Source organism: Propionicimonas sp., from assembly GCF_049840635.1.
Lineage (GTDB): Bacteria > Actinomycetota > Actinomycetes > Propionibacteriales > Propionibacteriaceae > Propionicimonas.
In genome coordinates, this window is sequence record NZ_JASGKL010000005.1 from 2,343,527 (window position 1) to 2,360,662 (window position 17,136).

A 17,136-nucleotide genomic window follows, 5' to 3' on the forward strand; every position below is an offset into this window, starting at 1 on the left:
CGCCCCCCCCTGACCCGCAGTCCGATCCAGGAAGAGACATGACCTCAACGAACACGACGAAGACGGACCCGGTTCCGGCCGCTCCGACGGGGCAGCCCGTCCGGTCCGCGAGCGGCAGCGGCCTGATGCAGATCTTCGGTGGCAACCTGCGGCAGTACGGCATGCTGGGCGCCCTGATCGTCCTGGCGCTGTTCTTCCAGATCGTCTCCGGCGGCAAGATGCTCACCCCGTCGAACGCCCAGAACATCCTCAACGGCAACTCCTACGTGCTGATCCTCGCGATCGGCATGCTGTTCGTGATCATCACCGGCCAGATCGACCTCGCTCCCGGCTCGGTCGCAGCGGTGGTCGGTATCTGCACGGCGCTGTCGATCAACTACTGGGGCTTCCCGTGGTGGGCCGGCATCCTGTTCGGCCTGCTGATCGGCATCCTGATCGGTGCGTGGCAGGGCGCGTGGCTGGCCTTCGTCGGCGTGCCGGGCTTCATCACGACCCTGGCCGGCCAGATGCTGTTCCGCGGCCTCGACCAGTACATCGGCAAGGCGTCCGCCCAGCCGGCGCCGGACGAGATCGAGTACATCGGTGGCGGCTACCTGCCCGAGTGGGGCCCCAACACCTACATGAACAACTCCACCCTGCTGCTGGGCATGCTCGCGATCGTCCTGATCGTGGTGATGGAGTTCCGCCGGCGCGCCCGCGTGACCAAGGCCGGCGGCACCCCGGTGCCGCTGTGGGCGGCGATCGTCCGCCTGGCCGTCATGGCGGTGGCGCTGGGGTACCTCACCTGGCTGTTCGGCTCGGGGCGTCCGGGCACCTCCTTCCCTGTGACCGGCGTGATCCTGGTCAGCCTGGTCCTGATCTACAACTTCATCGCCACCCGCACGACGCTGGGACGCGGCGTGTACGCGGTCGGCGGCAACAAGGCCGCCGCGGCCCTGACCGGCATCAGCGTGAAGAAGATCTACTTCCTCACGATGACGAACATGTCGTTCCTCGCCGCCGTGGCCGCGATCATGTTCCTCGGCCGGTCGACGTCCACCGGGCCGTCCGACGGTGTCGGCTGGGAGCTGGACGCGATCGCCGCCGTGTTCATCGGTGGCGCGGCGGTCTCCGGCGGCATCGGCACGGTGACCGGGTCCCTGATCGGTGGCCTGGTCATGGCCGTGCTCAACAACGGCCTGTACCTGCTGGGTGTCGGCTCGGACATGACCCAGATCATCAAGGGCCTCGTCCTGCTGATCGCGGTCGCGTTCGACCTCTACAGCAAGGCGCAGGGCAAGCCGTCCATCATCGGCGCACTCATGCGCGGGCTCAACCCGAAGGCCGTCGAGGCCGAGCTCACCGGCGCCCTGCCGAGCAGAGACGCGGGCAACCCGCTGTGGGCCGTGCTGAGCTTCCTGGTCTTCCCCGTCGGCCTCGTCCTGTGGGCTCTGTGGCGCAAGGACCGTCCGAACAGCGCCCGGCAGGCCCGCAACGGTGTGGTCGCCGCGTTGGTCGTCGGCCTCTTCGTCGGCGTGGTCGGGCTGTTCATCGCCCTCGCCCAGACCACAGGACTCAACAGCTGAGCCAGCCAGGGCAGCTCTCCGAATCGTTCGAAACCCATCCAACCATCCACCAAAGAAGGTAGACACATGAAGAGATTCGCAACCGCGATCCTCGCACTGGGTGCCTCGGTCGCCATGCTCGCAGGCTGTGCCTCGAGCGACCGGGCCACCACGGCGGCCAGCTCCGCGGCCGCCACCACCCCCGCGGCGTCCTCGTCGGCCGCCGGCAACACCATCCAGCTCGGCACCGGCTTCCCCGCCGGTTCCAAGATCGGCGTGGCCCTCCCGCAGAAGACCTCCGAGAACTGGGTGCTCGCCGAGAGCCTGTTCACCGACCAGCTCAAGGCCGCGGGCTACGACCCCATCGTCCAGTTCGCCAACGGCGGCGTGAACGAGCAGCAGAACCAGATCTCGGCCATGATCGAGCAGGGCGTCAAGGTCCTGGTCATCGGCGCCATCGACGGTTCCCAGCTCGGCAGCCAGCTCAAGGCCGCCCACGATGCCGGCATCGTCGTCATCGCCTACGACCGGCTCCTGATGAACACCGAGAACGTGGACCTGTACATGGCCTACGACAACTACAAGGTCGGCGTCCTGCAGGGCACCGCGCTCCTCGAGGGCCTCGCCAAGACCGGCAAGCCGTCCCCGTGGAACATCGAGCTGATCTCCGGTTCGCCGGACGACGCGAACTCCAAGCCGTTCTTCGAGGGCGCGATGAGCGTCCTGCAGCCGAAGATCGACGACGGCACGCTGAAGGTCCCGTCGGGCCAGGTCACGCAGCAGCAGACCGCCACCCAGGGCTGGACCGCCAAGAACGCCCAGAACCGTATGGACGCGATCCTCTCGGCCAACTACCAGTCCGCGACCCTCGACGGCGTCCTGTCCCCGAACGACACGCTGGCCCGCGCGGCGCTGACCTCGGTCAAGTCGGCCGGCAAGGACAACCCGGTCATCACCGGCCAGGACTCCGAGGTCGAGTCGGTCAAGCTGGTCTTCCAGGGCGTGCAGTACTCCACGATCAACAAGGACACCAAGGACTTCGTCACCAAGGTCGTCGAGTACATCGGCAAGATCCAGGCCGGCCAGCCGGTCGAGGTCAACGACACCGAGAGCTACAACAACGGCGTCAAGGTCGTCCCCGCCTACCTGCTGACCCCGGTCATCGTCACCAAGGACAACGTCTGCACGGCGTACGCGGCTGACACCGCTGCCGGCGAGGCCGCTGCCTCGGTGTGCAAGTAGCACCTCCCGCTCGACCGTGTGGCCCGCGCCCGTCAGGGCGCGGGCCACACGCCTGTCCCGACGCGAGCGCTCAGCTGGTGATGTCCTTGCCGCGGAACCGGAGCCAGGCCAGCAGGAGGAACACCGCGGCGTAGCCGGCGTCCAACCACAGCCCGGCCAGCATCCGGTCGGAGAAGACCGGGTCGCGGAGCAGGTCGACGAAGGCCGACCACCGGTCGACCAGCAGCCACGGGTGCAGCCAGTCCAGCTGCGGGACGGCGTCCAGCACCCACAGCAGCGTGCTCACCATCGCCGTGGCCACGGTGGCAGCCATCGGCTGCTCGGTCAGGGTGGAGATGAACAGCCCGATCATGCCGAGGGCAGCCAGCCCCGCGGCGACGTACGCCGCAGCCAGCAGGAGCCGCAGCAGGCCGCGGCCGATGTCCAGCTGGCTGCCCGACAGCGTGGTCAGCGGCCCCGCGCCGAACAGCGCCGTCCCCACCAGCACCCCGGCCAGCGCCACCAGCAGGGCGCCCGTGAGCGCGCCCACACCGAGCGCGCACGCCTTCACCCCCAGCAGCCGCGCCCGACCCACCGGCGCCACGAGCAGGTAGCGCAGGGTGCCGAGGTTCGCCTCGCCCGCCACCGCGTCCCCGGCCAGGACGGAGACGGCCAGCGGCAGGAACAGCGCGATCTCGATCGTCAGCCCGGCGAAGCCGAGGAAGACCCCGTTGCCGGCCACCATCGTGAGCAGGTCGCCGCCGCGCGCGCCGGGATGGCGCACCTGGGACACCTTCAGCGCCACGCCCAGCATCACGACCAGGCCCACGAGCACAGCCATGCCCACCTGGTTGCGCCGGCGCCCGAACACCAGGTGCACCTCGGACGCGAACAGCCGCCACGTCGCGCCGCGGCGGCGGACCGCGGGCTCAGCCGCTGACATCGAAGCCCTCCCCGGTGAGTTCGACGAACGCCTCCTCCAGCGTGGGGCGCACGGCGGAGAACCCGCGCACGGCCACTCCGGCCCCGACCAGCACCCGCACGATCCGGTCTGGCTCCAGACCGGCCAGGCTGCCGACCACCCCGTCCGCCGTCCGCGCCGCGTCGGCCACGCCGAGCCCGGCCAGCGTCTCGAGCGCGGCGGCGGTGTCAGGAGTCTCCAGCCGGAACCGCCGGGCGCGCAGGCCCTCCAGGTCGGCCAGCGGCCCCTGGGCGACGAGCCGTCCGGCCTGCATCACGCCGACGTGGTCGCACAGCTGCTCGACCTCGGCCAGCAGGTGGCTGGACACGAAGACGCTCGTACCGTCCGCGGCGAGCTCGGCGACGAGGTGCCGCACCTCGCGCGTCCCCTGCGGGTCGAGGCCGTTGGTCGGCTCGTCGAGCACCAGCAGTTCGCGGGGCTGCAGCAGGGCCGCGGCGATGCCGAGCCGCTGTCGCATGCCCAGCGAGTAGGCCCGGTACCGCTTGCCTGCCGCTGCGGAGAGACCGACCCGGTCCAGCGCCGTGCCGATCCGCGCCCTCGCCGTGGCCGGGTCGCTCGTCGCGTCGGCCGCGTCCAGGCGCTCGAGGTTCGCCCGTCCGGAGAGGTAGGGGTGGAACGCGGGTCCCTCGACCAGCGCGCCCACCCGCGGCAGGACGGCGGCGGACGCCCCCGGCATCTCCTCACCCAGCAGCGCACAGCTGCCGGCGTCCGGACCGATCAGTCCGAGCAGCATCCGGATCGTGGTCGTCTTGCCCGACCCGTTCGGCCCGATGAAGCCGTAGCAGGCGCCCAGCGGCACCTCCAGGTCCAGCCCGTCGACGACCTGCTGGCGGCCGAACCGCTTGCTCAGCCCCGCCGAGGAGATGGCCGCGGAGTCGGCGCTCACTTGGCCAGCGCCGCGTAGAGCCTCTCCGGGGTGACCGACCCGACCGCGACCCGGCCGTCGTCGGTGATCACCGCGTTGACGAGCGTGGTGCTGAGCAGCCGGCCGCGTCCCCAGCTGCCCGAGACCTCGGGCAGGGAGTTCAGCAACGCGGTGGTGGTCTGGTCGAGCGAGGTGTCGTCGACCTTCGCGACGGCGACCGTCGTCCAGCCCGAGCCGACGGTCTTCGGCTTGTCAGCCTTGTCCGGGGTGGTCGGACGGGTGGACGGTTCCGGCTCGGTGATCTCCTTGACCTCCGCACCCGGCGGCGGCGTGAAGGTGAAGACCGAGGCGTCCGGGACGGAGAAGTCGACCGAGGTGGCTGCGACGCTGAGCGCCTGGGACCCGTCGTCGGCGATCACCTGCGCGCCCAGCGGGACGAAATCGGTGGCGTCGACCGACACCCGCACCTGCCCGACGAGGCTGGCGTCGTCCTTCGGGGTGAGGACGAGCTGGTAGACCGCGCGGCCGGCGACCGTCCCGGTGCCGGAGACCGCGATGTTCGTGTCGGGTTCGACCGCAGCCAGCAGCTTCTGAACGGCCTCTGCGGGCGAGACCGGCGTCGCGGACGACTTCGCCTCGGCCGTCACGGTGCCGTGGCGGGCCTGCTGCTTCTCCGAGGACCACAGCCAGACGTCATTTCCGTTGCGGATCGCCGCCGTCTCGGCCGACCCGTCCACCAGTGCCACCCGGGACTTGTCGGCGCCCGCGGTCCAGACCCGGAAGGTGTGGTCGCCGGTCAACAGGGCGAGCGCGGAGGAGAGGTCGTCGGAGTCCTGGCCCGAGCTCGTCAGGCTCGGCAGACCGAGGTCGCTGCGCTGCTCGAAGGTCGCGGACAGGCCGGCGGGCTGCGCCTGCGCAACCCTGGTCAGCAGTTCTGCGGGCGTGAGCGGCGGCAGGACCGGATCGGCGCTGGCCGCCCGGACGGACAGGCCGGCGGCCCCCGCCACGGCGAGGACTCCGGCAGCCAACATCACGCTCCAGCGGCGTCCCTGCGCGACACGTTGCGTGCTCATGGGTCCATCATCCCCCGGGCGGCAAGCCTCCGTCGCGGCGGCCGACCCGATGGGGCGGGCGCCGGCCCGCGCAGAATCGCCCGCCGTCGCGGAGAGCGACGACGGGCGACTCTGCGTCCGGAGGGGCAGAACCTCAGAAGCGGATCGTCTCGCCGGAAGCGGCGGAGGCGTAGATCGCCTCCAGCACCTCGGTCACCACGCAGGCCTGCTCGGGCAGGACCAGCGGGGCGTGGCCGTCGCGGACGGCCTCGAGGAACTGGCGGGTCTCGATCGTGCCGAGGGTGGTGAAATCACCGGAGCCGGGCGCGCTCGCGTCCGGGGTCTCGACGATCATCCGGTTGGCCAGCACCTTGTTCAGGCTGACGTCGTAGCCGCCGCCGTCCGCCCGGTCGATCTCGGCGCCACCCTCGGTGCCGATCAGTGTGACCGCCGCCTCCCGCGGGTTCTTCACGTTCAGTGCCCAGGCCGCCTCGAGGAACACCGTCGCCCCGTTGCGCATCTTCACGTAGCCGAACGCGGAGTCCTCGACGCTGAAGGTCGCCGGGTCCCAGCCGCCGCCGGGGTTGCCCTCGGGCTTGTCCCGCAGCTTGCTGTACACGGAGCCCGTCACCGACTCCACCTCGTAGTTGCCCAGGTACCACAGCGCGAGGTCGAGCGCGTGGGTGCCGATGTCGATCAGCGGGCCGCCGCCCTGCTTCTCCTTGTCGGTGAACACGCCCCAGGTGGGGACGCCGCGGCGCCGCACGGCGTGCGCCTTGGCCACGTAGATCTCGCCGAGCTCGCCCGCGTCCACCGCGCCACGGAGGAACTGGGTGTCCTGGCGGAACCGGTTCTGGTAGCCGATCGTGAGGGTCTTCCCGGTGCGCTGCGCCGTCTCGACCATCCGCCGCGCCTCCTCGCCGGAGATGGCCATCGGCTTCTCGCACATGACGTGCTTGCCCGCCTCGAGCGCCGCGCAGGTGATCTCGCAGTGGCTGACGTTCCACGTGCACACGTAGACGACGTCGATGTCGGGGTCGTTGACGATGTCGTGCCAGTCGGTGGTCGTGGAGGCCTGCGGCGCGAAGTTCGCCCTCGCCTTCTCCGACCGCTCGGGGAGCAGGTCGCAGATGGCGGTGATCTCGCACAGCTCGGCGTTGCCCTTCAGGCCCTCGAGGTGCTTCAGGGTCCCGATGAAACCCACCCCGATGATGCCCACGCGGAATTTGCTCACGTCCACTCCTTCGTCATTGACAGGTCACCGGATCCCGATCTGGCACGGTGAGAGCGCGTTCATACTACCCGCACCCTCGGGGGACTGCCCTATGCTGAGAGCGCGCTCATTTCCCGCTACAGGAGGCATCGTGGCCACTCTCAGCTTGCAGCTGTACACCCTTCGCGACCAGTTCTCGTCCGATCGGGACGCCACTCTGGCGGCTCTCGCGACGATGGGCCTGGACGAGGTCGAGCCCTTCGGCATCGAGCACTTCGAGTGGCTCCCCGACGCCCTCGCCGCCCACGGCCTGAAGGCCGGCAGCGCCCACGCCGGCCTGCTGGCCGAGACGGGCAAGGTCCTCGAGGCCGCGCAGGCGCTCGGCGTCACCAAGGTCTTCCAGCCCTACTGGGAGCCGGAGAAGTGGTTGGCCGCCGACGGTATCCGCGAACTCGCCGACGCCCTGAACGGCGTCGTGGACCAGGCGGCGGCCGCCGGTGTCACGGTCGGCTACCACAACCACGACTTCGAGTTCACCGCTCCGGACGTGGACGGCACCCCTGCCTACGACTACTTCGTCTCGCTGCTCGACGACCGCGTCAAGCTGGAGGTCGACAGCTACTGGGCGGCCGCCGGGGGACGCGACGTCCCCGCGCTGCTGGCCACCTACGGCGACCGGATCACCCACCTGCACATCAAGGACGGTCCTCTGGAGCCGTCGCGCAGCGGTGCGGCCAACGTCGTGCTGGGCAAGGGCTCGATGGACCTGGCCCCGATCCTCGACGCCTCGGCCGACCGGGTCTGGGTGACCGAGTTCGACTACGCCGTCGTCGACCCGATCGAGGAGGTCCGGGAGAGCGTCGCCTACCTGAAGGCGCGGTGACCCCGGTCGGTGTCGGCCTGGTTGGTGCCGGCAACATCTCGACCCAGTACCTGACCAACCTCGCGACCTACCCCGATGTGCGCGTGGTCGCGGTCGGTGACCTGGACGCCGAACGCGCCGCCGCGCAGGCCGAGGCGTTCGGCGTCCCCTCGCACGGCGGGGTGGATGCGGTGCTCACGCACCCCGACGTCGAGGTCGTCGTGAACCTGACCGTGCCGGCCGCCCACGTGGAGCTCTCCACGCGGGCGGTGCGGGCCGGTCGGCACGTCTGGAGCGAGAAGCCCCTCGGCCTCGACCGGGCCTCCGCCCGGGCGCTGCTGGGCGAGGCCGCGGCCGCGGGCGTCCGCGTGTGCTGTGCTCCCGACACCGTGCTCGGGCCGGGCGTCCAGGCCACCCTGCGGGCGCTGGCCGCCGGTGAGGTCGGACGTCCGCTGGCAGCGCTGGCCATCCTGCAGGGCCCGGGGCCGGACGCCTGGCATCCGAGCCCTGAGTTCTTCTACCTCGCCGGGGGCGGGCCGGTGTTCGACATGGGCCCCTACTACCTGACCGCGCTGGTGTGCGGGCTCGGACCGGTGGTCGAGGTCGTCGCCGGGGGCGGGCGGGCCCGCGACCAGCGCCCGATCCTCGCCGGTCCACGGGCGGGCAGCCTGATGGAGGTCGAGGTGCCGACCACGGCCAACGTGCTGCTGCGGCACGCGGACGGCGCGTCCTCGGTCTGCCTGTTCTCCTTCGACTCCGGGCTGGCCCGCTCGGGCGTGCTGGAGTTCCAGGGCGTCGGCGGCACGATCGTCGCGCCCGACCCCAACTACTTCGGCGGCACGGTCGCCACCCACGTCGGCGGCGAGCTCGCCCGCGAGATCGACGTCGACGCCGCCGGCAGGGGTCGGGGGATCGGCGTGGTGGACCTCGTCCGCTCGCTCGCCGCGGGCACGCCGCCACGCGCGGACGGTGAACTGGCCTTCCACGTCCTCGACGTGATGCTCGCCATCGAGGAGTCGATCGCCTCCGGCAGGCCGGTCGGCGTCGACTCCGTCCCTCCGATCCCCGCACCTCTGCCGGTGGAGTGGAACCCGCTGGTCGCCTCGTCCCGGACCTGATCCGGGGCTCCCAACAACGAAAGGAACACCATGAAACTGGGCATGCTGACGGCCTGCCTGCCGTCCTGGTCGCTGGAGCAGATCGCCGACTACGCGTCCGGCCAGGGCTACCAGTGCCTCGAGGTCGCCTGCTGGCCGGGCGGCCCCGGGCGTCCGTTCGAGGCGTCCCACCTGCCGGTGGCGCGCTGGAACGGCGAGGAGGTCGAGAAGACCAAGGCGCTGCTGGAGCGCACGGGCCTGGAGATCAGCTCGCTGGCGTTCTACGAGAACAACCTGATCGGCGACCTCGCCCGTCGCGAGGAGATCCGGACGCACGTCAAGGCGTGCATCGATGCTGCGCAATCGCTCGGCGTCGAGACGGTCGGCACGTTCGTCGGCCGCGACGTCACGAAGTCGGTCGTCGACAACATGGCCGAGGCCGAGCGGATCTTCCCCGAGCTGGTCGACTACGCCGGCGAGCGTGGCGTCAAGATCGTCATCGAGAACTGCGTGATGGAGGGCTGGCACCCGGACGGCTACCCGGCCAACCTCGCGTACTCCCCGGAGCTGTGGGAGTGGCTGACCACGAAGCTCGGCCTGTACCTGAACTGGGACCCGTCCCACCTCACCTGGATCGGGATCGACCCGGTGGAGACGATCCGTCCGTTCGCGAAGTACATCGCGCATGCGCAGGCCAAGGACCTCGAACTGTTCCCCGAGAAGCGCAACCAGTACGGCTTCTTCGGCGTCGTCGACAAGGGCGGCAACCCGTGGGAGATGGGCTGGTGGCGCTTCCGGGTGCCCGGCCGTGGCCAGGTCGACTGGCCGCGCGTGGTCGACCGCCTCTACGAGGTCGGCTTCACCGGCACCCTGTCCGTCGAGCACGAGGACCCGCTGTGGGGCGGCACCCCGGAGAAGGTCGTCGAGGGCCTGCGGATCGCCTACGGCACGCTGCGTCCGCTGATCGGGGACGTTGACCTGTAGGCGCTCAGGATGTTCGGCGCCGATTCACACCCTGCACACAGGTTCGGCACCGAACATGGATGCACGGCCCGGGACGAACGGGACGCGGACGGAGAACGTGATGGATGCGGTGGTGGCGTGGGAGTGGGTGGTCCTGACCGGATTCGCCCTGGTGGCTCTCTGGGCCACACGCCGGACGCCGTCCCGGCAGCGCGGTCGCACGCGCGCCGGTGACAGCCCGGCGCAGCTGCAACCCGTTCCCGTCCGCGTAGCGGAGACCGGTCGTCGGCGTTAGCCGACCGGGCCACACGGCCGGGCGCCGAACCTCTCCCCTGCAGGTTCGGCGCCCCGCCACAGCCTTGCCCGGGGCCGGATTCGTGGTCGCGCTCAGCCGACACCGCACGCGGCCGCGGCGTCCAGCTCCGACTGCCGTACGGCGGCGCGCTGCTCGGCGGTCAGCCGGCCGACCGGACGCGTCAGGTGCGCGGCCGCCAGGCAGTGCTGCTGGTCCGTGCTGAGCGCAGCCCAGCCGAACCCCAGTCGCGGTCGGTCGAGTGCCCGCGCCGGCAGGGTCACCCCGCACGTCGTGAGGGCCGCGCGCACCTCGGTCCTGAGCTCCTTGCGCTGCGCGCTGGTCAGCCGGCCCGCGGGACGCTGCACGGCCGCGTCGGCGAGGCACGTCCGCTGGACGTCGGTCAGCGCGGTGTAGAACCAGACGATCCGGGCGTCCCTGGCGGCGTCCGAGGTGGTCGTGGCCGTCGCAGACGGCGCCGGGTCCGGGGTGGCCGGGTCGGCGGCGGCGGTGCCTGCGTAGATGACGCCGGCGACGCCCAGCGCAGCCACGCCGGCGGTGATCGATCGGATGAGCCTCATCGGGGTCTCCTCTTCTGTGGATGATGGCCCGACTCTCCCGGGCGCCGCTGGAGACACCATGAACGAAAGCTGGAGATCTGCTGGAAGCTGCGGCGCGCGGGTCGAGCCGTGGCGTCCCCTGCTGGCATCGTTGACGCCGTGGACACGGCGGCGCCCCGGGTGCTGGTGGTGGACGACGAGGAGAACATCTCCTTCCTCGTCGGTTCCGCGCTGCGCCTGCAGGGGTACCGGGTCGAGACCGCGGCCACCGGGGCGGACGCGCTGGGCGTGGCGGGAGCACTCGACCCTCAGGTCGTGGTGCTCGACATCCAGCTGCCCGACCTCGACGGTTACGAGGTGCTGCGGCGGCTGCGGGCGGCGGGCAGCAGGGCCGCGGTGATCTTCCTGACCGCCAGGGGGACGACCGGCGACCGCGTCCGCGGGCTCACGTCCGGCGGCGACGACTACGTGGTGAAGCCCTTCGCGCTGGAGGAACTCGTCGCGCGCGTCCAGGTCGCCCTGCGCCGCGGCGGAGAACAACCCGCGCCCTCGCAGCGATGGCAGGTCGCGGACCTGGTCCTGGACGCCGACGCGCACCGGGTCTGGCGCGGCCCGCACGAGGCGAACCTGTCCGCGACCGAGTTCCGGCTGCTCGCCTGCCTGATGGCCAACGCGGGGCGGGTCGTCACCCGCGGCCAGATCCTCGACGAGGTGTGGCAGTACGACTTCGGCGGCGAGTCGGCGATCATCGAGTCGTTCATCTCCAGCCTTCGGCGCAAGGTGGACGCCGACGAGCCTCGGCTGATCCACACCGTGCGCGGTGTCGGCTACGCGGTGCGGGAACCGGGATGAACACCCCACGGGATCCGGGGACTACCCCATGAGCCTGCGCCGACGGCTGCTGCTCGCGGCGACCGGCCTGCTCGTCGTGGTGGCGCTGGCCTTCGCCGGCGTCGCGCTGTCGCAGCGCGCGTCCCTCACCGCGCAACTCGACGAGCGCCTCGAGTCGTTGACGGCGAACGGCGCCGCCCTGGTCGCCATCGCCAACCGCGCCGACGCGGGCAACCCGACGGCGGCCACCCTGCTGACCGACGTCTACGTGGGGGTCGTGCGCGCCGACGGCGTCCTGACCACCGTGCTCGCGCCCGACAGCGAGCCCTCGCTGGTGCCGGTCCTCGTCGGCGGGGAGGCGGGGGCCGGCCCGGTCACCCGCGCCGTCGCCGGCGGAGGGTCCCGGGTCCGCCTCGTCGAGGTGGCGGTCGGCGCCCGGCGCAGCGTGGTGGTCGCCCTGTCGATGACCGGGGTGGAAGCCTCGTTCCGCCGGTTGCTGCTGTCGCTGGGGCTCGCGTGGCTGGCGATCGCCCTGGTCACGCTGCTCGTCGCGGGCTGGGTGGAGCGGCTCGGGCTGCGTCCGATCGCCCGGATCACCGCGGCGGCCGAGCACGTCACGGCGACCGGCGGCAGGGCGCCCGTCCAGGTGGACGCCGGCGAACCCGGGACGGAGGCGGGCCGGCTGGGCTCCGCGTTCAACGCCATGGTCGCCACCACGGCCGCAGGGCAGGAGGAGCTGCGCCGGTTCGTCGCCGACGCGAGCCACGAACTGCGCACGCCGTTGACCACCCTCCGGGGTTACTCGTCCCTCTACGCGGCCGGCGGGCTGGCCACCGACGAGCAGGTGGCCGACGCGATGGGACGGATCAACGCCGAGGCGACCCGGATGGGCCGCATCGTCGACGACCTGCTCGACCTCACCGCCCTCGGCGACCCGGCTGCCCTCGACCTGAGGGCCGTCGACGTCGGGGTCGAGCTCGAGCACCTCGCCGCGGACCTCCGCGTCCGCGAACCCCGGCGGACGGTGGCCGTGCACGCCGCTCCCTGCCGGGTCGTCGCGGATCCCGACCGACTCCGCCAGGCGATGACCGCCCTGGTCGCGAACGCCGTCAAGTACTCCGCCGACGACAGCCCGATCAGCCTGGCGGCCGAGGACAGGGGGCCGATGGTGCGACTGCTGGTCACCGACCGGGGCCGGGGGATCGCGGCGGCGGACCTGCCCAGGGTGTTCGACCGCTTCTACCGGGTGCAGGAGACGGGGACGTCTCGCGGCGCGGCGAGGGGCTCGGGGCTCGGCCTGGCCATCGTCGCGGCGATCGTGTCCGCGCACGGCGGCCGCTGCGGCGTGGACTCGGCACCCGGGGTCGGCTCCACCTTCTGGATCGAGGTCCCCACCGCAGCCGTGGCATCCTGAGTCCAGGAGCGGGGGAGTGATACCCTCGGGGGTATTGCTGACGAAGGGAGCCGCCATGGCCACCACGGAATTGACGGCTGCCGACTTCGAGCAGACGGTGCGGGACCACGACATCGTCCTCGTCGACTTCTGGGCGTCGTGGTGCGGTCCGTGCCGGATGTTCGCACCGGTGTACGAGGCTGCGTCCGAAAAGCACCTGGACCTGGTCTTCGGCAAGGTCGACACCGAGGCGGAACGCGAACTCGCTGCGGCGGCGAACATCATGTCGATCCCGACCCTGATGGTGTTCCGCGAGGGGATCCTCCTCTACGCCCAGCCGGGCGCGATGCCGGCCCAGCCGCTGGAGGAACTGATCGCTGCCGTGCGGGCTGCCGACATGGACGACGTCCGCGCCGAGCTCGCCGAGCAGGAGGCGGCGGAGCCGACGGCGTGACCGGGGCGCCACAGGACGTGGGCCGTATGCTTTCGCCTGACCAGAACGCAGAGGGGGCCCGGACCGTGCAACTCGACGCCGACCAGCTGGACGGGGTGCTGAAGCGCCTGAAGCGTGCGCAGGGCCAGATCGGCGGCATCATCCGGATGATCGAGGAGGGCCGCGACTGCCAGGACGTGGTCACCCAGCTCGCCGCCGTGTCGAAGGCGCTCGACCGGGCCGGTTTCGCCGTGATCGCCGCCGGCCTGCGCCAGTGTCTCACCGAGGACCCGTCCGGCGAGGGCGTCGACACCTCCTCGCTGGAGAAGCTCTTCCTCTCCCTCGCCTGACGCCGGAGGCCCCGATCACCCCTCGATGCGGATCCCGCGGCGGGTGAGTTCGGCGGCGGACTCCTCGGCGGAGCGCTCAGCGACCACCGTGGGGTGGTGGCCGAGCGGGGCCACCGTCGAGGTGACGGTGTGGGCGTGGACCCGGACGAGGTGCCAGGCCTGAGCGCCGTCGGTGCCGCGCAGGCCGCGTCCGGTGGCCAGGTCCTGGGTGTAGCACAGCGAGGTCGCGGCGTGGACGGGGACGCCGGCCAGCGTCCCGAACCCCGACTGGTGGAAGTGCCCGGCCAGGATCGCACGGACGTCCGACCCCGCGAGCACCGCGGACAGCGTGGTCTGACCGTGGAGCTCCCAGCTCGCGGCCAGGTCCTGCACGACCGGGAGGGGCGCGTGGTGCATCGCCAGGATCGTGCCCTCCGGCGCCGGCTGCGCGAGCTGGTCGGCGAGCCAGGCCAGCGACTCCGCCGTGACCTCACCCGCGTCCTCTCCCGGCACGGTGGTGTCGAGGCACAGCACCCGCAGGCCGCCGAGGTGGTGCGCCTGGTGCAGGGGCTCGCGCGTGGAGCCTCCGAGCAGGACCTCGCTGAACGCCTCCCTGTCGTCGTGGTTGCCGTTCACCCAGATCACCTGGGCGCCCATCCGGTCGGCCGCCGGCTCGACGATCCGGCGTAGTTCAAGGTACGACGCGAACGAGCCGTCGTCGGACAGGTCGCCGGTGAGGACGATCGCTTCCGGCGCGTGGGCGGCCGCCGCGTCCAGCGCCGCGACGAGGTGGGGGCGCGGGTCGACCACGCCCCGGACGAGCGGGTCAGCGGGATCGCGCAGGTGGGTGTCGCTGAAGTGGGCGATCACCCGCGAAGGACGGGGGTACTCGGCGGTGCGCACGGGAGCACGCTAGCGGCGTCGGCTCAGCCGTGCCGAGCGGTGAACAGCCGGGCCTCGGCCAGCGCCGACCACCCGTCGAAGAACTCCAGCCCGACGAGCGTGGCTGGCGGGTAGTTGTACCGGATCAGGGTCAGCGCCTCGGCGCTGGAGTGCTGCCGGTCCGCCAGGTTGTCGGCGAGCGCGGGGATGCCGGGGGCGTGGCCGACCACCAGAACGGTGCGGACGCGGTCCTCGACTCCGGACAGTTCGGCGAGCAACTGTCGCGAACCCGCGTTGTAGAGCCGGTCGAGGAAACGGATCGGCGCGTTCAGGTGCAGCAGGTCGGCCGTCTGGCGGGCCCGCGTGGCCGTCGAGCACAACACGAGTTCGACCCGCTGGGACGCGAGCACCTCGCCGACCTGACGCGCCTGGGTGCGTCCGCGCGGCGTGAGCTCACGGGTGATGTCGCGCCAGTCCGTCCCCGTGTTCGCCGCCTCCGCGTGGCGCAACAGGTACAGCCGGTGGGCCTTCGGTTCGCCGCGGGTGGCCATGGGGAGTCGCCGGGTTCAGTCCTTCTCGGGCGGGCGCTCAGTCCTTCGTGAACTCGTTCTCGTAGGACGTGCCTCGCGCGCGGTTCCAGCTGTTCTTGATCTCCATCTCGGCCTCGGCGTGGCCCACCCACACGGCGCCCTCTACGGACTTGCCGGGCTCGAGGTCCTTGTAGACGCTGAAGAAGTGCTCGATCTCGAGCAGGGTCAGGTTGGGCAGGTCCGTGAGTTCCTTGATGGTGGTCTGGCGCTGGTCGGCGACCGGGATGCACAGCACCTTGTCGTCACCGCCCATCTCGTCCTGCATCCGGAACATGCCGATCGCCCTGCACTCGACCAGGGCACCGGGGAACGTCGGCTCGGGGATCAGCACCATCGCGTCCAGCGGATCGCCGTCCTGGCCGAGCGTGCCCTCGATGAACCCGTAGTCGTTCGGGTACTGGGTGGACGTGAACAGCGTCCGGTCGAGCCGGATCCGACCCGTGTGGTGGTCCATCTCGTACTTGTTCTTGGTGCCCTTGGGAATCTCGATCGTGACGTCGAAGTGCAGGCTGGGCTGGATCTTGGGCCGGGCGAAGGAAGGCCGATCCGTCGGGGTCATAGCTGCCTCTCTGTCATGATGGATCCTCGATGTCTGAGCCGAGCCTATCGCCATCCGCCGACCGATCAAGGCGGCGGTCGAGCGCTGTCGGGACCCGCAGGGGAGCCCGTGCGACGCTGCTCTCCCTGCTTGTCACGACGCTGCTCACCGGGTGTACGGCCGCGTCCGCGGGCGAGTCGTCGCCAGCGCCCGTGAGCGTGGCGACCACGTCCCCGACGGCGGTGGAGACCTCCGCGTCGGCCACACCCAGCCCGACCGGCACGACGGTCGGAATCGATGCCGATGCGGTGGCGAAGCGGATCGCTGGGATCTCGCGACAGGGCATCGGCTCCAGCGGCGTCGCCGTGGTCACCGAGACCGGCGCGACCGTCGCAGGGCGCGGATCGGGGAAGGCGCTCGCTCCGGCCTCAACGATGAAGATCCTGACCACTCTGGCTGCCCTCGACACCCTCGGCGCCGACCACACGTTCTCGACGAAGGTGGTGCGGGAACCGGGCGGACGCGTGGTGCTGGTCGGCGGCGGCGACCCGCTCCTCACCGACAAGGCGTCGACGTCGGTCGCCCAGCCGGCCTCGCTCGAGGCGCTGGCGAGGACGACGGCGGCCGCGTTGAAGGCGTCCGGTGTGAAGAAGGTCAGTCTCGGCTACGACGACTCCCTGTTCACGGGTCCGGACTTCAATCCGGCCTGGACGAAGAAGTGGCACACGTTCCTCGCCCGAGTCAGCCCGCTGACCGTCGGGGAGGGGCTCTACAACCCGTGGCAGGCCGACCAGAAGCCGGCCAGGACGGCGGCGGACGCGTTCGCGCAGCGCCTGGAGGCGCGGGGGATCACGGTGACGAAGGTGGCGCCCGCCACAGCGTCCGACGCCGCCACGGAACTGGCGAGCGTCCAGTCGGCGCCGCTGTCCACGATCGTCGCGCGGACGCTGCGGCTCAGCGACAACCACGCGGCCGAGGTGCTCGCGCGCCACGTGGCCATCGCCGCCGGTGAGGAGCCGAGCTTCACCGGGGCGACCAGCGCGGTGAAGGCCTGGCTGGTCGCCCACGACCTGTGGGACGACGGCATGCGGCTCGTCGACGGCAGCGGCCTGTCGAGCAGGTCGCGGGTCACCCCGTCCGTGCTCGCCAGGGCGGTGGCGCTCTCGCTCGACACCGAGAGCCTCGCGAGCGTCGCGGCCTCGCTCCCGGTCGCGGGGAAGTCCGGCACGCTCAAGGACCGCTTCAACGACGCGTCCGAGCGGATCGGACGAGGCAACGTCCACGCCAAGACCGGGACGCTGCCCGGGATCGGGGCGCTCGCCGGCTACCTGACCACGCAGGACGGCACCCGACTGGTGTTCGCCGTGATGGCCAACGACGGGGTCGGCCAGACGACCACGCAGAACTTCCTCGACCGCACCGCCGCCGCCCTCGTCCGCTGCGGCTGCGCGGCCTGACCGGCGCCTCCCGCACCTGCCCGCGGGCCGGC

General features: G+C 71.4%; 18 protein-coding genes. 10 read left to right on the plus strand and 8 right to left on the minus strand.

Annotated features, from left to right (window positions below):
- Nucleotides 1-38 precede the first annotated feature (38 nt).
- Both QM779_RS16395 and QM779_RS16400 read left to right on the plus strand, forming a co-directional pair.
- Nucleotides 39-1,565 (plus strand): ABC transporter permease subunit, encoded by a 1,527-nt coding sequence (locus QM779_RS16395; RefSeq protein WP_428537410.1) that lies wholly within the window; start codon nucleotides 39-41, stop codon nucleotides 1,563-1,565.
- Between the two features lie 66 nt (nucleotides 1,566-1,631).
- A complete protein-coding gene (locus QM779_RS16400; protein ID WP_428537413.1) occupies nucleotides 1,632-2,786 on the plus strand; it encodes a substrate-binding domain-containing protein in 1,155 nt (384 codons plus the stop codon).
- 70 nt (nucleotides 2,787-2,856) lie between these two features.
- On the opposite strand, the gene QM779_RS16405 is transcribed toward QM779_RS16400, so the two are convergent.
- From QM779_RS16405 to QM779_RS16420, 4 genes are all read right to left on the minus strand, one after another.
- Entirely contained in the window at nucleotides 2,857-3,708 is an 852-nt protein-coding gene (locus QM779_RS16405; RefSeq protein ID WP_428537416.1) for an ABC transporter permease, read from the minus strand.
- On the minus strand, nucleotides 3,695-4,633 hold the full coding sequence (locus QM779_RS16410) for an ATP-binding cassette domain-containing protein (RefSeq protein WP_428537419.1): 939 nt from the start codon (nucleotides 4,631-4,633) through the stop codon (nucleotides 3,695-3,697). Before QM779_RS16410 ends, QM779_RS16405 begins: the two co-directional genes overlap by 14 nt.
- Complete coding sequence (locus QM779_RS16415; RefSeq protein ID WP_428537422.1) at nucleotides 4,630-5,685, minus strand: LolA family protein; 1,056 nt, start codon at nucleotides 5,683-5,685, stop codon at nucleotides 4,630-4,632. Before QM779_RS16415 ends, QM779_RS16410 begins: the two co-directional genes overlap by 4 nt.
- A gap of 133 nt (nucleotides 5,686-5,818) precedes the next feature.
- Entirely contained in the window at nucleotides 5,819-6,898 is a 1,080-nt protein-coding gene (locus tag QM779_RS16420; protein WP_428537425.1) for a Gfo/Idh/MocA family protein, read from the minus strand.
- A gap of 130 nt (nucleotides 6,899-7,028) precedes the next feature.
- Between QM779_RS16420 and QM779_RS16425 the strand changes: the two genes are divergently transcribed.
- From QM779_RS16425 to QM779_RS16435, 3 genes are read left to right on the plus strand one after another with little or no spacing between them, the layout of a single operon-like run.
- Nucleotides 7,029-7,760 (plus strand): sugar phosphate isomerase/epimerase family protein, encoded by a 732-nt coding sequence (locus QM779_RS16425; protein WP_428537428.1) that lies wholly within the window; start codon nucleotides 7,029-7,031, stop codon nucleotides 7,758-7,760.
- Complete coding sequence (locus QM779_RS16430) at nucleotides 7,757-8,857, plus strand: Gfo/Idh/MocA family protein (protein ID WP_428537431.1); 1,101 nt, start codon at nucleotides 7,757-7,759, stop codon at nucleotides 8,855-8,857. The genes QM779_RS16425 and QM779_RS16430 overlap by 4 nt, the downstream gene beginning before the upstream one ends.
- 30 nt (nucleotides 8,858-8,887) lie before the next feature.
- Nucleotides 8,888-9,820: a sugar phosphate isomerase/epimerase family protein gene (locus QM779_RS16435; protein ID WP_428537434.1), complete on the plus strand. Its 933-nt coding sequence runs from the start codon at nucleotides 8,888-8,890 to the stop codon at nucleotides 9,818-9,820.
- Between the two features lie 366 nt (nucleotides 9,821-10,186).
- Here QM779_RS16435 and QM779_RS16440 read toward each other — a convergent pair whose 3' ends face one another.
- Nucleotides 10,187-10,672 (minus strand): hypothetical protein, encoded by a 486-nt coding sequence (locus tag QM779_RS16440; protein ID WP_428537437.1) that lies wholly within the window; start codon nucleotides 10,670-10,672, stop codon nucleotides 10,187-10,189.
- 138 nt (nucleotides 10,673-10,810) lie between these two features.
- On the opposite strand from QM779_RS16440, the gene QM779_RS16445 reads away from it, so the two are divergent.
- From QM779_RS16445 to QM779_RS16460, 4 genes are all read left to right on the plus strand, one after another.
- Entirely contained in the window at nucleotides 10,811-11,503 is a 693-nt protein-coding gene (locus QM779_RS16445; protein ID WP_428537440.1) for a response regulator transcription factor, read from the plus strand.
- A 28-nt stretch (nucleotides 11,504-11,531) separates the two neighbouring features.
- A complete protein-coding gene (locus QM779_RS16450) occupies nucleotides 11,532-12,896 on the plus strand; it encodes a sensor histidine kinase (RefSeq protein ID WP_428537443.1) in 1,365 nt (454 codons plus the stop codon).
- Between the two features lie 55 nt (nucleotides 12,897-12,951).
- Nucleotides 12,952-13,329, plus strand: coding sequence for a thioredoxin (gene trxA, locus QM779_RS16455; protein WP_428537446.1), 378 nt, complete (start codon nucleotides 12,952-12,954; stop codon nucleotides 13,327-13,329).
- Nucleotides 13,330-13,394: 65 nt separating this feature from the next.
- Complete coding sequence (locus QM779_RS16460; protein WP_428537449.1) at nucleotides 13,395-13,658, plus strand: metal-sensitive transcriptional regulator; 264 nt, start codon at nucleotides 13,395-13,397, stop codon at nucleotides 13,656-13,658.
- A 15-nt stretch (nucleotides 13,659-13,673) separates the two neighbouring features.
- Here the strand turns inward: QM779_RS16460 and QM779_RS16465 are convergent, their stop codons facing one another.
- Genes QM779_RS16465 through QM779_RS16475 form a run of 3 tightly spaced genes read right to left on the minus strand, consistent with a single transcriptional unit; the run spans nucleotide 13,674 to nucleotide 15,668 of the window.
- A complete protein-coding gene (locus tag QM779_RS16465) occupies nucleotides 13,674-14,540 on the minus strand; it encodes a metallophosphoesterase (RefSeq protein WP_428537452.1) in 867 nt (288 codons plus the stop codon).
- Between the two features lie 23 nt (nucleotides 14,541-14,563).
- Nucleotides 14,564-15,070 (minus strand): SixA phosphatase family protein, encoded by a 507-nt coding sequence (locus QM779_RS16470; protein WP_428537455.1) that lies wholly within the window; start codon nucleotides 15,068-15,070, stop codon nucleotides 14,564-14,566.
- A 37-nt stretch (nucleotides 15,071-15,107) separates the two neighbouring features.
- Nucleotides 15,108-15,668, minus strand: coding sequence for an inorganic diphosphatase (locus QM779_RS16475; protein WP_428537458.1), 561 nt, complete (start codon nucleotides 15,666-15,668; stop codon nucleotides 15,108-15,110).
- Nucleotides 15,669-15,859: 191 nt separating this feature from the next.
- On the opposite strand from QM779_RS16475, the gene dacB reads away from it, so the two are divergent.
- Entirely contained in the window at nucleotides 15,860-17,104 is a 1,245-nt protein-coding gene (gene dacB / locus QM779_RS16480) for a D-alanyl-D-alanine carboxypeptidase/D-alanyl-D-alanine endopeptidase (RefSeq protein ID WP_428537461.1), read from the plus strand.
- Nucleotides 17,105-17,136 lie beyond the last annotated feature (32 nt).